Annotated in this window: 14 protein-coding genes; 10 read left to right on the top strand and 4 right to left on the bottom strand. The window is 64.3% G+C overall.

Features of this window, described 5'->3' with window-relative positions:
- Window positions 1-79: 79 nt before the first annotated feature.
- The 3 genes from ACIP5Y_RS37145 (at window position 80) to ACIP5Y_RS37155 (ending at window position 2,206) form a co-directional block, all read left to right on the top strand.
- A complete protein-coding gene (locus ACIP5Y_RS37145) occupies window positions 80-649 on the top strand; it encodes a TetR/AcrR family transcriptional regulator (RefSeq protein ID WP_400357125.1) in 570 nt (189 codons plus the stop codon).
- Window positions 650-701: 52 nt separating this feature from the next.
- Window positions 702-1,160 carry a cupin domain-containing protein gene (locus ACIP5Y_RS37150; RefSeq protein WP_400357127.1) on the top strand — a complete coding sequence of 153 codons (459 nt, stop codon included), beginning with the start codon at window positions 702-704 and terminating at the stop codon, window positions 1,158-1,160.
- Window positions 1,161-1,498: 338 nt separating this feature from the next.
- Window positions 1,499-2,206 (top strand): hypothetical protein, encoded by a 708-nt coding sequence (locus tag ACIP5Y_RS37155; RefSeq protein ID WP_400357129.1) that lies wholly within the window; start codon window positions 1,499-1,501, stop codon window positions 2,204-2,206.
- A gap of 243 nt (window positions 2,207-2,449) precedes the next feature.
- Here the strand turns inward: ACIP5Y_RS37155 and ACIP5Y_RS37160 are convergent, their stop codons facing one another.
- Window positions 2,450-3,109 carry a TetR/AcrR family transcriptional regulator gene (locus tag ACIP5Y_RS37160; protein WP_400357131.1) on the bottom strand — a complete coding sequence of 220 codons (660 nt, stop codon included), beginning with the start codon at window positions 3,107-3,109 and terminating at the stop codon, window positions 2,450-2,452.
- Window positions 3,110-3,222: 113 nt separating this feature from the next.
- On the opposite strand from ACIP5Y_RS37160, the gene ACIP5Y_RS37165 reads away from it, so the two are divergent.
- From ACIP5Y_RS37165 to ACIP5Y_RS37180, 4 genes are all read left to right on the top strand, one after another.
- On the top strand, window positions 3,223-3,846 hold the full coding sequence (locus tag ACIP5Y_RS37165) for a cupin domain-containing protein (RefSeq protein WP_400357133.1): 624 nt from the start codon (window positions 3,223-3,225) through the stop codon (window positions 3,844-3,846).
- Between the two features lie 200 nt (window positions 3,847-4,046).
- The gene (locus ACIP5Y_RS37170) at window positions 4,047-4,151 is read left to right on the top strand and encodes a hypothetical protein (RefSeq protein ID WP_400358043.1); all 105 of its coding nucleotides are present in this window, start codon (window positions 4,047-4,049) and stop codon (window positions 4,149-4,151) included.
- Window positions 4,151-4,297, top strand: a complete 147-nt coding sequence (locus tag ACIP5Y_RS37175) for a hypothetical protein (RefSeq protein WP_400358045.1) — start codon at window positions 4,151-4,153, stop codon at window positions 4,295-4,297. Before ACIP5Y_RS37170 ends, ACIP5Y_RS37175 begins: the two co-directional genes overlap by 1 nt.
- A gap of 13 nt (window positions 4,298-4,310) precedes the next feature.
- Window positions 4,311-5,708 carry a cytochrome P450 gene (locus tag ACIP5Y_RS37180; RefSeq protein ID WP_400357135.1) on the top strand — a complete coding sequence of 466 codons (1,398 nt, stop codon included), beginning with the start codon at window positions 4,311-4,313 and terminating at the stop codon, window positions 5,706-5,708.
- On the opposite strand, the gene ACIP5Y_RS37185 is transcribed toward ACIP5Y_RS37180, so the two are convergent.
- Window positions 5,647-6,621: a hypothetical protein gene (locus tag ACIP5Y_RS37185; protein ID WP_400357137.1), complete on the bottom strand. Its 975-nt coding sequence runs from the start codon at window positions 6,619-6,621 to the stop codon at window positions 5,647-5,649. The two genes, ACIP5Y_RS37180 and ACIP5Y_RS37185, sit on opposite strands and share 62 nt — an antisense overlap.
- Window positions 6,622-6,879: 258 nt before the next feature.
- Between ACIP5Y_RS37185 and ACIP5Y_RS37190 the strand changes: the two genes are divergently transcribed.
- Window positions 6,880-8,541 carry a flavin monoamine oxidase family protein gene (locus ACIP5Y_RS37190; protein WP_400357139.1) on the top strand — a complete coding sequence of 554 codons (1,662 nt, stop codon included), beginning with the start codon at window positions 6,880-6,882 and terminating at the stop codon, window positions 8,539-8,541.
- A gap of 244 nt (window positions 8,542-8,785) precedes the next feature.
- On the opposite strand, the gene ACIP5Y_RS37195 is transcribed toward ACIP5Y_RS37190, so the two are convergent.
- Complete coding sequence (locus tag ACIP5Y_RS37195) at window positions 8,786-9,364, bottom strand: TetR/AcrR family transcriptional regulator (RefSeq protein WP_400357140.1); 579 nt, start codon at window positions 9,362-9,364, stop codon at window positions 8,786-8,788.
- Window positions 9,365-9,417: 53 nt separating this feature from the next.
- On the opposite strand from ACIP5Y_RS37195, the gene ACIP5Y_RS37200 reads away from it, so the two are divergent.
- Both ACIP5Y_RS37200 and ACIP5Y_RS37205 read left to right on the top strand, forming a co-directional pair.
- The gene (locus tag ACIP5Y_RS37200) at window positions 9,418-10,272 is read left to right on the top strand and encodes a phytanoyl-CoA dioxygenase family protein (protein WP_400357141.1); all 855 of its coding nucleotides are present in this window, start codon (window positions 9,418-9,420) and stop codon (window positions 10,270-10,272) included.
- A gap of 110 nt (window positions 10,273-10,382) precedes the next feature.
- A complete protein-coding gene (locus ACIP5Y_RS37205; protein ID WP_400357143.1) occupies window positions 10,383-11,702 on the top strand; it encodes a family 1 glycosylhydrolase in 1,320 nt (439 codons plus the stop codon).
- A 20-nt stretch (window positions 11,703-11,722) separates the two neighbouring features.
- Here the strand turns inward: ACIP5Y_RS37205 and ACIP5Y_RS37210 are convergent, their stop codons facing one another.
- Window positions 11,723-13,381 carry a hypothetical protein gene (locus ACIP5Y_RS37210; RefSeq protein WP_400357145.1) on the bottom strand — a complete coding sequence of 553 codons (1,659 nt, stop codon included), beginning with the start codon at window positions 13,379-13,381 and terminating at the stop codon, window positions 11,723-11,725.
- Between the last annotated feature and the right edge of the window lie 49 nt (window positions 13,382-13,430).

The raw sequence follows: 13,430 nt of genomic DNA on the forward strand, positions 1-13,430 counted from the left end.
CGCACCACCCGGCCTCGGGAGCCGGAAGCAAACACGGATGGATCTAGCTTCTGTACCTACTAGTTTGTACAGTGATCATGTGGATGCCAGGGAGCGACTGATCGAAACGGCCCGCGAATTGCTTTGGGAGCGTGGCTATGTGGGCACGAGCCCGAAGGCGATCCAGCAACGCTCCGGAGCAGGCCAGGGGAGCATGTATCACCACTTCCGCGGGAAATCCGACCTCGCGCGGGCCGCGATCGACCGCAGCGCCGCCGACATGCGGGACCGCGCGGAGGCCGAGTTCGGCAGGCCCGGAACGGCACTGGAGCGGATCAGCTCCTACCTGCGACTGGAACGGCGCGTCCTGGCAGGGTGCCCGGTGGGCCGGCTCACGCAGGATCCCGATGTCATGGGCGATCCGCAGCTGCGGGAGCCGGTCGAGCGGACCTTCGACTGGCTCACCGACCGGCTGACGGGGATGCTCGCAGACGGCCGCCGCGACGGGGAGTTCGACGCCGCGCTGGATCCGGCGGCCACCGCGGCCATGCTCGTCGCCGTGGTCCAGGGCGGGTATGTGCTGGCGCGCGCCTCGAACTCACCCGAGGCCTATAGCCGCGCGATCGCCGGGGCCATCGGCCTCCTCACCGGCCACGCGCGCCCGGCCTGAGCCTGGATTGCCGAATGCGAAACCTTCTCTCCCGCCGCTATTCAGGAGTGATATGCCCGAGAATGAAACGGCCGACCGGACATCCGGCAATGGACAGCACCTTGTCCCTGCCGAACCACTGACCGGCGACACCGCCATGACGATCAACCGCGACCCCGGACCGATAACCAAAGGCCCCGACGACAAGTTCGCCGGCGACGTCTGGCTCTGGCCGCAGATCGGCGCCACGCGAAACACCGAGGTACGCAACGTCTTGTTCACCCCCGGCGCGCACAGCGCCTGGCACCGTCATCCGGCCGGCCAGGTCCTGCACGTCACCGCCGGTGTCGGCTTCGTCCAATCCCGTGGCGGCGAGCGGCAGCTCATCCGGGCAGGCGACACGATCATCTGCCATCCCGGACAAGAGCATTGGCACGGCGCGACCCCCGACGCCTTCATGACCCACATCGCCGTCACCGACGGCCCGACCGAGTGGCAGGAACACGTCACCGACGAGGAATATCAGGGCTGAGACGCGGCCGAATCAGGCCGCCTCGCCCCGCCCTGAGGCCCACTCACCTTCGCCAACCCCTGCCCGGCCACGATCGCGCGACCCGGCACCGCGCCCCGTACCAGCATGCGCAAAGTGATCCCATGAAGCCGTGCAGCAGAATCAGCGGCCGACCGGATCCGATCTCACGGAACCCCGACTCCGCACCGCCGCGACCGGCGAATACAACTGGCTGGCCTACTCCCAAGCCCGGCAACCCGATCCTTCAAATGGCTGATGCGCGGCGCAGGCATCGCCACCCGGGGCTCGAACGTGCTCAGGAGCGGGCGGCGGGGGTGAGTGTGCTCTAGATTGACCGGGTGAAAGATCCTGTGTACGAGCCTGGTCAAGTGAAAGTGCCGATGGCGGGGAGTGAATTCGGCAGGGGCGCATCAGGTATCGGGCGGTGGATCGCGGCGGGTTTCGCACTAGCGTTTCTCGGGGTGGTGCTCGGCGGTTGCCTGGAAGCGTTCTTCGCGTACAGATTCGCGGATTCCCTGGGCATGGCTCCGATAGCCGGTGCGATCCTCGCGTACCGGATCTACGACCTGCCGATTCCATTGACCGCCGGGCTGGCCGGAGCGCTGATTGCCGGACTTCCGGCAATCATCCTGTTGCGTGCGCGCCGGGCATCGGCGATCAAAGTCTCGGTTATCGGTTTCGTTCTCCTGGTTGCCGGAACCGCCGTGTGCTGGATCGCCGCCGCGTTTGCAACCACGATCGTGGCGACGGTATCCCTGCGCTTATTCTGCGGGAACGGTTCGGAAGGCACCATCAATCACTACTTCTACGAATTCCTGACTCCGCAACTGATCTTCCGGTCGCTCATCGCAGCGATCGTCTTCGCTGTCGCCTTGTTTGCGATCCACGTTACGCTTCTGCGCCGCAACACTTCTGGTGAACGGAGAAAACTGCGCCCGATTGTCCTATCGACGGTGGTCGCAACGCTGGTGGCTGGTGGGGTGCTGGCGATGATGAGCCACGACCTGTACGAAAAGCTCGGAATTTCTGTGTCCATAGGGGGTTGACCGTGCGGAAGAACCGATCGCAGACTGGACTCGCTAGACGAAACCCGAAGCGGTTCTTCGTACCCTCGACGAAGAATAAACATTACGTCGTATCGCATCTTCCACTGAAGACCAGCGGCCCGGGACAACCTCTCGGCCCGTTGGTCTTCGGCGTGCAATCCTCGGCCGCAGCAGATCCGGTCCTGGTAGTGGTGGTCGAGGTATGTGCGACAGGAAGTTTGGTTTGTCCTACTCCATATGTCGTTATTGTCTTGATGGTTCGATTGGTTGGAAGAGGGATTCGCGGATCATCTGTGCGGTCCAGGTGATCCATCGGCTTCGGTTCCAGTGGTGGTCGATGACCATGGAGCGGTAGGCGTCGGGGCCGAGGATCAGCAGGAGGACCGTGGTGGCCTCGTCGATGTCTACGCCGGTGCGGAGGGGGCGTTTCGCGGCGAGCAACTCGATGGTGAGTCGGTATCCGTCTTCGCGGAGTCTGTCGCTTTGTTGCTGGAACTCGGTGATATTGGGGTCGTCGGCGAGGGTTCGCATGGCTGCGGTGAGGGGGGCTACGCGTTCGAGGATGCTGGTGGTTTCTTCGACGACCGTGGTCAGTGCGAAGGCGAAGTCGGGCTCGGAGGTGAATGTTTCGAACCACTGGCGTTTGTGGGGAGGGACCGGCTGGTGGTCGCCTCGGACTGCGTATTGGAAGGCTGCGCAGAGTAGGCCGGGTTTGTTGCCGAAGCCGAAGTACACGGTTTGTACCGCCACGCCGGCGCGGGCCGCGATGTCGGCCATCGTCGTCTGGGGGTATCCGCGGTCGGACATCAGCTCGTAGGCGGCGGTGATCACTCGTTGCCGTGTGGCTCGCGCTCGTGAGGCGCGGGTGTCTTCGCTGGTCGAGCCGTCTTCGTCGACAGTCATCGCGTGTCCGGTGCTCCCTCGATATTGACTAGAAGCGCTTCTAGAGATGTACTTAGATACAAGTCTAGAAGAGATTGGCATCATTCTCAGAACACTCAGCGGAGGTTGCCGCGATGACCGACTCTCATGCCGAGTCCGAGCAGGACTCGAAGCCCGAACCGACCGGTCGCACAATCGTTGATCCGAATACCGGCGAGACACTCACCTTTGTCGAAACGGCGGCCGAGGGATCCGACGATCAAGTCGTGATGCTGCTCGAGTTGGCGCCGGGAACGCTGATTCCGCGGCACGCGCATCCGTACGAGGAGATCTTCGAACTCGTCGATGGTGACTGTGAGGTCTGGTTGGACGGGCAGTGGAACCGACTGGTCGCCGGCGTGCCGGTGACCGCGGCACTCGATCATGTACACGGGGTGCGAAATCAGGCCGCCGATACCGCTGCCATCGTGAAAGTCGTTGGGACGCCGGGTGCGGTCGTCGAGTACGGCTTGCGGATCAAGTTCCTGCTCTCGCGGGACGGATACCTTCCGGTGCCCGGCAAGCGGCCGGGGCATCTGCTCCTCAATGCCGTTGTGCTGGATCGGTGTGGCCTCTACTTCCCGCCGCTGCCGCGTTGGCTGTTCAAGCTCCTGATCACGCCGCTGGCCGCGATTGGGCGATGGCGTGGCCGCGAGAAGTTCCTGCTCGCCGAGTATCCGGAGTACGGCCGGATGCTGGACGCCTTGAAAGCGGCGTGACTCGATAATCGGTGGTGCTCCGGTCGATTTCACCTCGATGGAGTAACCGCCGTGATGACCACAGATCAAACCGTTCACACGTTCCTCGAGTTCTTCCGCGAGCGCGGTCATGAACTCGTGCAAGGTAATTCGCTCATTGATGTTTGCGCACCACCGATCTCGATGAGATCGGCGACGATACCCACCTGACCGTCTTCGAGATGCTCGGCTCGTGGTCGCTCGGTGACTACGGCGGCCCGCAGAGCTTGCGGTGGGGTTGGGAGTTGTTGCCGACAGGTGGGTGGAGGTGTGGAATCACGTCATGATGCGATACGTCCGGCATCCGGACGGGAGACTCGAACCATTGCGCCGGCCCAATATCGACACCGGTCTCGGTTTGGAACGACTGGTACGCACTATCGCTACCTGCACGACACACACGGCCTGCCTCGCGAGCTCGTGGTGTACCTGAACATGGAGCAGTCATGACCTTCTCGTCGTCGATCGCGGTCGCTCCGCATCGATTGCCATTGTTCGGCCATGTGGTTTCGCTGCTGCGTGACCCGCTTCGTTTTCTGAGTTCGCTGCCCGCGCATGGTGACCTGGTCCGGATCGGGCTCGGGCCGGTCACGGCGGTGGCGGTCTGCGATCCGGACCTGACCCAGGAACTCCTGCGGCACGACCGGATCTTCGACAAGGGCGGACCTCTGCTCGACCGCGTCAGGGAGTTGCTCGGCGACGGGTTGGTCACTTGCCCGCACGGCATGCATCGGCGGCATCGGCGGTTGGTGCAGCCGGCGTTCCATCCTTCGCGCACTGCCGATTACGCGTCGGTGATGAGCCGGCAGATCACCGAGATCGCCGAATCCTGGCGTGACGGTCAGGTGATCGATGTGAAGGCGCAGATGCATGCGCTCACCTCGACGGTGACCGCCGCGACGTTGTTCGCCCATTCCGTGCCGCGGCCGGTGTTGTCGCGGATGCTGCGCGATGTCGATCATGTTGTGCGCGCGTTGATGACGCGCACGGTGCTGCCGGCTCCGCTGCTGCGATTGCCGACGCCGGGCAATCGCGCCTACGAGCGTGCGATCACCGATCTGCGCGCCGCGCTGGCCGAGATCATCACTGCCAGGCGCTCCGAAGGAGTCGACCATGGAGATCTGCTGTCGGCGTTGGTTGCCGCCCAGGACGAGGACGGGGGAGGGCTCAGCGATCTCGAAATCAGCGATCACGTGATCACGTTCTTCGTGGCCGGTACCGAAACCACCGGCACGGCGCTGGCGTGGGCCTTCAGCCTGCTCGATCAGAATCCGCCCATTGCGGATCAGCTTCACGCCGAGGTCGATTCGGTGCTGGCGGGACGATCTGCCTGCTTCGAGGATCTTCCCCGGCTGCCTCTGACCCGCCGGATCATGACGGAGACCTTGCGCCTGCGGCCACCGGTCTGGTTCGTCACCCGCACGGTCAGCGAGCAGACCGAACTCGGAGGCCATTCGCTCGCTGCCGGCACTACGGTGATGTACAGCGCCTTCACGGTTCATCACCGCGCCGATCTCTATCCCGAACCCGAGCGCTTCGATCCGGACCGATGGCTGTCGGATGTCGCGAAAGCATCTGCGCGCGGCAGTTTTCTGGCGTTCGCGGGCGGCGCTCGCAAATGTATCGGCGAGGACTTCGCGATGACCGAGTTGACGCTGACCTTGGCGACCCTGGCCGCTCGCTGGCGCCTGCACGCGGTCTCCGGCAACGACAGCCGACCGGCCCGGTCCGCGACACTTCAGCCCAGACAGCTGAACATGCGCGTCACCGCACGCGCGTCGATTACTCCCCAGCCGCCGGATAGGACGCGGCCGGCAGCCGAGAATACCGACCAGACTTCATGATCCATTCGATATGCCCGACGACCCAATCACAGACCCCACGGCTGAACTCGGCGGCCGGACTGCCGAGCGGCTCCGCGAAGTGCGCCGACATATCCAGCAACGTACGCATCCGGTCATCTCTGAACTCCAGCACGCATGCGATGGCAGCGGCCGTGTCGCGGGCGCCGTGCAGGGCCGCCGAGGTCACCCCATTGATCGGAAACTCCTCGTCGGGCCCGCTTTCTCTGGCGTAGGACAGCAGATCGTTGTCGAGGTCGGCGAGATCGGCAGCGGCCTTCACCAATTCGCTCATGTTCGGACTGCACATCACCTCGGCCGGGACCTCGCAGCCCAGGCTGATATCGGTCAGCATGAGGCAGGCGACATTTGCCCCTCCGAGCCGGCGCATATGCACGTACGAGGCAAGCGGCGGCAGCGATTTCGCGGAGCGCCGGCCCGCCTCCCACAGCTTGGCGAGGAGGTATTTCTCGGTATCGTCCGCCCAGCGCCGCCACTGGACGGCTGAGCCCATCGCCTCGACCCGCCGGTCCAGATCATGCAGGGCTCGGGCGACAGGAAGCTCATGCGAGTCCGCCGAACCCGGCGCTTCGAGTACCTCGATCATGTCGCCGATGAGCTCGCTGAACTCGACCGGGTCACTTCCGATCCGGTTCGCGTCGCAGTAGAGATCGTCGAAAGCGAACAGCCACGTAATGAAATCCGACGCCAGCTGCGTCCCCTCCCGCGTGCCCCGCGGATAGGTGAAGGACCCCAACGTACCCGGAGCACCCGACCGGAATGCCGCAACCCGATCCGCCGGCATCACACCGTGCCCTTCGAGCCACAGCATGCTGTCCGCTTCGATGGACTCCATCATCGGATGCACCGAGCTCCGCATCGGACACCACAGTTCCTGATCGCCGGTAGTCGTCATGGCAGATCTCCGCAGGCTCGACAGGTGTAGCGGCATCAATGATCCACGATCGGCGCGAGGGGATTATTTACATGCTTGTTATGTGCGGATTCTGTTGTCAGAAGTCGCTGAGTGCGTGGTTACTTCGGCATTGGCGGGCAATCTGCGACGAAATCCGTTGCCCGAGATGGTTGCGGTCAGGTGCCCGTGTGAGCTTTCATCAGTGCTCTCGATCTTGATCCGCAAGTTGTTCTCGCACATCACCATTGAAGGAGGCGCATGCCTCGCACACCGATGTTCCGAATGGCACAGCGCACGACGGCCGACTACGCCGGAGCCGCGCGAACCAGGATGCCGCTGGCCGACTACCGCGCCGCGCGCACCGATCATTTCGCTCGCGCGGCCGATCGGACGCCTATCCTGAACCGCCGCAGTCTCTTCCGGGCCGGAGCCGTACTTGCCGGCGCGGCGCTGGTCGCGCGGGCAGGCGGACCCCGCCCGGCAGCGGCGGCCCCCGGGGACGTACCGCGAGTGGTGATCGTGGGCGCGGGCATCGCCGGACTCAACGCCGCACTGACCCTGGCCGACAAGGGCATCCCCGCCACCGTCTACGAGGCCTCCGATCGGGTCGGCGGCCGGATGTACTCCGAGGCTCGCTACTGGGAGGGCGGCCAGGTCAGCGAATACGGCGGCGAGGCAATCGATTCCGACCACACCGCGATCCTGGATCTCTGCAAGCGCATGGGCCTGCCGCTGGTCGACGCAGCCGCGGCCGCGCCGCCCGGCAGTTCGGACGTCCTGTATTTCGAGGGCGGCTACGTCTCCGAGGAGAAGTACGCCACGGACTTCCAGCCGGTATTCGCCGCACTGCAGGCCGATCTGGCGGCCGTTCCGCAATCTCCCACCTGGAACGACTCCAACCCCGCCGGGGTGGCGTTGAGCAACATGACGCTGACCGAATGGATCGCCACCAGAGTCCCCGGCGGCTATTCGAACTGGATCGCCCGCTTCCTCGACGACGCGTACGTCGTCGAATACGGTCTACCGACCGAGATGCAAACCGCCCTGAACATAGTCGAACTGATGGGCGCGCAAGAGACCCCCGCCCAGCCCAGCGTGTGGGGCGCCTCCGACGAGCGATACCAGATCGAGGGCGGCAATCAGCGACTGCCGCAAGCGATCGCCGCCGAACTGCCGCCCGGCGCCCTGCAACACAACTACCGCCTCGAAGCGATCACCCGCAACGCCGACGGCACCCAAACCCTCACCTTCGACGAGGCCGGCACCCGCCGCACCCTCCAAGCCGACCACACCATCCTCACCCTCCCCGTCGGTGTCCTCAAGCGAATCGACTACAGCGCAGCAGGTTTCGACGACCGCATGCGAGGTGCAATCGAAGCCCTCCCCATGGGTTCCTGCACCAAACTCAACATGCAATTCACCGCCCGCCCCTGGGTGGGCCGCGGCCCCTGGCCAGGCGAGTCCACCGGAATGAGCTTCACCGACATCGGCTACCAGCAAATCTGGGACGCCACCGCAGGCCAGCCCGGAACACAAGGCATCGCCCTCCAATACGGCGGCGGCCTGGGCGCCTGGCGCTTCCAGCCACCCGCCCCCTTCCTCACCGCCGACGACCCCTCGATACGCGCCTACGTCGAATCCGTCATGCCCCAATTCGAACGAGTAGTTCCCGGCGTAGCCGTCTTATGGAACGGCCGAGCCACCCTCTCCGCCTGGCACCTCAACCCCTTCGCCAACGGCGCCTACAGCGCCTACCCGATCGGCTACTGTCACCGCTTCGCCGGCTACGAAGGAACCCGCCAGGGCAACATCCACCTAGCCGGCGAACACACCTCCCTCGACTCGGCCGGCTACATGAACGGCGGCGCGGAATCCGGCGCCCGAGCCGCCACCGAAATCCTCTCCGACCTCGGTCGCTGACGCGGTCGGACTCCAAGACCCGGCGAGGGAGTTACTCGGCTCGGGAGGACGAGGCGGCGACTTATGCCTATGCGGGGGCCGAGCCGCACAAGTCGACGGTGGCGCGGAAGCGAAAGGTGATGCGGGAAGCGACGTTTGTGTTCTTCAGGGCGCCGGTGGAGGAGCTGCCGCTGTCCTGGGATGAGATTCGGCGGCGGATCGCTGAGGAGCGTGAGTCGGCGAAGTAGCGGAGTTACGTTGGGGGTCAGGCGGTTCCGAGGGCGGCGGCGGTGAGGCGCCAGAGGTGTTCGGTGGCTTGGTCGGGAGTGGGGGAGGGGGTGGTGCGGAGTTGCTGGGCAATGCCGTGGCGCAGGCCGCCGATGACGTAGGCGCCGGCGCTGTCGGGATCGAGGTCGGCGGGGAGCTGGCCGAGGGTTTGGCCGCGGCGGATGTTGTCGGCGGCGTTGTCGCTCATGTTCTGGATGTAGACGGCTTCCAGTTCGGTGAGCTGTGGGTCGGGGGCGGTGCGGTTGAGCAGTATTGGCGCGAGCGGGTCGGCGAAGTGGTAGGTGACGAAGAGGCGGGTGCGTTCGTGCTCGCGGACGCCCCAGTCGGCGCCGGCGGGTAGGTGGGTATCGGCGATGGCGTGGGCCAGTCCGTCGTAGAAGGCGTCGTAAATCGCAACCAGCAGACCACTTTTGGAGCCGAAGTGGTGGTAGAGGGCGCCGGTGCTCAAGCCGGCGCGGCGGGTCAGCGCGGCGAGTTCCATGACGCCATTGCCGCGGACAAGTTCGTCGCGGGCGGCATCGAGGAGTTGTTGACGTCCGATCGGGGCGCGTGCCATAGTCGGAATCATAACAGAACTCAGTTATGTTATTGATCTCGAGGAGTCCCCGCATGGGCACTGAAGCATCGTCGCTGGTGAATTTGGCCGGCGATCTGGCCGGAACCTATCGCCGGACCACCAGCAGCGGCGCGGCCGTCGACCCGGCCACCGCAGACGCGGATCTGGCCGCGGTGCTGCGCGACGGGTATGTGATCCTGCCCGATCTGCTCACCCCCGAACAGCTCGGCGACATCAGGGAATCCGTTGCGCCCCTGCTGGATCGGCACGGCCGCAACGGATTCGAGGGACACACCACGCAGCGCGTGTACAGCGTGCTGAACAAGACCCGCACCTGCGACCGGATCGCCGACCACCCACGCGTGCTCGCGCTGCTGGATCGACTGTTCATGCCGAACTATCTGCTCTCCATGCTGCAGGTGATCAACATCCTGCCCGGCGAGCAGGCGCAGATGTTCCACACCGACGACGGCTTCTATCCCCTGCCACGCCCACGAAAAGCCTTGGGAGCGGCCACCATCTGGGCGATAGACGATTTCACCGCCGACAACGGCGCCACCGATATCGTCCCCGGCAGCCACGAGTGGGGCCAACGCATACCCCAGGAATCCGAACGCGAACCAGTGGTCATGAAAGCCGGCTCCTGCGTGTTCTTCCTCGGCACCCTCTGGCACGGCGGTGGCGCCAACCACTCCCCGAACCCGCGCCTGGCCGTAACCGCCCAGTACTGCGAGCCATGGCTGCGGCCCCAGGAAGCCTTCACTCTCTCGACCACCCGCGACACCGTGCGCGCGGTCTCCGAGGACATCCGCCGCATGCTCGGCTACAGCATCCACCCGCCGTTCATCGGCCAGGTCGACGGCATGCACCCCAAACGACTGCTCGAGCCCGGCGCACAACCGCTCTGACCCGGAGCCAAACAACTATCGCCCCGGCACCTTCCCGAGATAAAGCACAGCTATCCAGGAGTCAGTAACCGCGTTCGCTCATTTCGAGCACTGGCCCCGGGGAAGTGCCGATGCGCACTCTATTTCGTTGTGTCGTCGTGGCTGTGCTGGTCATGGCCGCTGCTCTGCTGCAAGTTCCGGGGGATGCCGGTACCGCTCCGGACAGCAGCAGCAGCGTGCTGGGGGACGATTTCCTCTGGGGCGTGGCGGCTTCCGGGTTTCAATCCGAAGGCCAGTCACCCGATAGCAATTGGACCCGCTATATCGAAGCCACTCCTGGCTGGGACCGGCTCGGTGATGCGGTCGATTTCCGGGCGCGGTACCGGTCGGATATCGCCCTGACTCGAGGTCTGGGCGTCAAGGTGTTTCGGATCGGCGTGGAGTGGGCTCGACTGGAACCGCAACCGGGAGTATGGGATCCGGCCGCTTTCGCGTTCTATGACGACGTGATCGGCGCCATCGTGGCGGCGGGGATGCGGCCCATGCTGACGCTGGATCACTGGGTATATCCGGGGTGGGAGGCCGATCGGGGTGGCTGGCGTAATCCGGGGATGGTAGAGGACTGGCTCACCAATATGCGGAAGGTTGTCGATCGGTATGCGGGCCGCAATCCGATCTGGGTGACCATCAATGAGCCGGTTGCCTACATCATGCACGAGGTGAACCTGAATCAGACCGATGCCGGTCAGATGTTGGGGGAGGTGGCGCTGGCGCACAACAGCATCTATGACTACATCCATCAGGTGCAGCCCAATGCGCTGGTGACCAGCAATGTCGGTTACGTTGCCGGGGCAGAGTCGCAGGTCAACGGGCCGTTGATGGCGCTCATCGGTGGCAAGCTCGATTTCATCGGGATCGATTACTACTTCGGTTACGAATTGCCGGAAGCTGCCGCGAACACCGCTGGCGATTCGGCCTCGGCATCCGCGGGTATGTGGGATCTTCCTGTCTATCCGGAGGGTATTTACTATGCGCTCCAACATTATTCGAAGCTCTTCCCCGGCAAGCCATTGTGGATCGTGGAGAACGGGATCCCCACCGAGAACGGGCAGCCCCGCGCGGACGGGTACACCCGCTCCGAGCATCTTCGAGACACCGTCTACTGGCTGGAACGTGCGAAGGCCGACGGTATGAACGTCATCGGCTACAACTACTGGAGTCTCACCGACAACTACGAATGGGGCTCCTACACACCGAGATTCGGCCTCTACACGGTCAATGTCCTGACCGATCCGACCCTGAAGCGCATTCCCACCGATGCGGTCGACACCTACCGCGACATCATCGCTCACAACGGCGTACCGGCCGACTACCAACCGGCCCGCCCACCCACCGACTGCCGGCTGGTCGATCCGCCTGCCAGCTGCGATACCCCGGTCACCGCACCCTGAGGATGACGGCCGATGGTTGTTCAGTTCCGACCCGAGGTGATGTAGTAATACATGGGGTCGATCATGTCGATGAGCTGTTCGATCTCATTGTCGGAGAATCTGTTTCGACGACTGATCGTGATCAGCACCAGGTCGTTGATCGCTTTGGCGATGGTGTCGAACTCGCTGATCGCCGGCGTGGTTGCGGCGCCGGTTGCGGCTCGCGACGGGTTCGAATGCTTCAGTTCGGCGCTGGCGCTGGCGGCCATGGTGCGAAGAATGCCGACGGCGCCGCGCGGGCTGGCAGTGGTGGTGTGGTCGTAGAACTGGATGGCGGCTTGGATCATTGCCGCGGGGTGGGGATGCACAAGAGAGCCGTCGGTTCGGCCGGTGTCCGTGCGCTCGGCAGGCTGGTTCGGGTTTTTGTCGAGTTGGGCAAGGGATTGCGCTTTCGCGGTCAGGTAGCGCGCGACCAGGATGTCGCGGATCGTGCCGTATTCCGCGGTTCGGAGCAGGTCGATGGCTGCTTGTTCGTAGTTTTCGACGGTCGAGTTGCGTTGGCGGGTGCAGTCGTCGAGGCGAAGTAGCGCCCGGATATTGTCTTCGTGGCGGCGACGTTCTCTGGTGGTTTCTGGGAAGCAGGACAACAACTGTCGTGTCCGGTCAGCTATATCTGCGCCGAAGATCGTGGTGTACAGCTGCTGGTGTTCGGGATGGGTTGCGTAGGCCATATGCATTCGGCGCAGTCCGAGGATGACATCGGCGAGTTCTTTTGCTCGCAGGGTGTCCTGCGGTTCCCGGGCGATGCTCGGCGTCGGTCCGCACAGCTCGATCAGCATGGTGGCGATCGCGTGATGTGATCGCATTTCGCGTTCGGGATCTTCTTCGCTCAGGGCGCGGGCATGTTCGGCGTGGAATCGGGCCAGTTCGTGGTGTAACTGCCAGCCGAGGGCATCGGCGAACGCCATCTCGGTTTCTTTGATGGATCGGATCCGGCTCAGCCCGGTGGGCTCGTAATCGGGCTTCCTGCACAGGGTCATCTCGGCGGCTGCGGCCGCGCGGGTGCAGCGTATCCCCATCATGCAATCCAGGCGTGCCGTCGGATCGACCAGGGTGATCCCGCGGCGTGCCCAGTCGCGGGCCGCGACCACGTGTTGCCGATCTCCGCGGCGCCGGTGTTGCAGGTGGCGTTCGGCCAGCTCGGCGGCCCAGAACAGCATGTCGGAGCGGTCATTACGGGTCGAGGCGTGGTCGAACTGTTCTTCCAGGCGAGCGATGTCGTAATGCCGGGCCGAGAACCGCGCCTCCAATCGTTGCGCATCGACTCCGTCGGGCCGAGTGCCGGCGTGTTCGCCTCGTGCGGCGAGCGCTGCGATCTGATCCGGGACCGGTCGATTGTCGGCGGTCAGGTTCTCGATGACCGCGGTGGCGAGGGCCTCGAAGGTTTTGAAGTGTTTCCACATGGTGGCCTTCGGAATCGGGCCTTCGGTGCCGTCGCGGCGCATGTATCCGCGGGCACTGCCGCACACATCGGCGAGCGTGAGTCGTTCGATCGAGCTGCCCGGACGAGGTGTGGTGATGCTGTCCATCATCACCTGCTCAGCAGCGGCGACGATCATCGCTTTGGTGTGTTCCTCGAGGGCGCGGCCGGCTCGTGCCTGGTAACTCGTTGCGCTGCGGTGCATTGCTGTAGACGACACGACATTGAGTTTATTGCAGTGCACATAGTTGTGTACTCGTCTATTCCGG

The organism is Nocardia sp. NPDC088792 (assembly GCF_044750615.1).
GTDB lineage: Bacteria > Actinomycetota > Actinomycetes > Mycobacteriales > Mycobacteriaceae > Nocardia.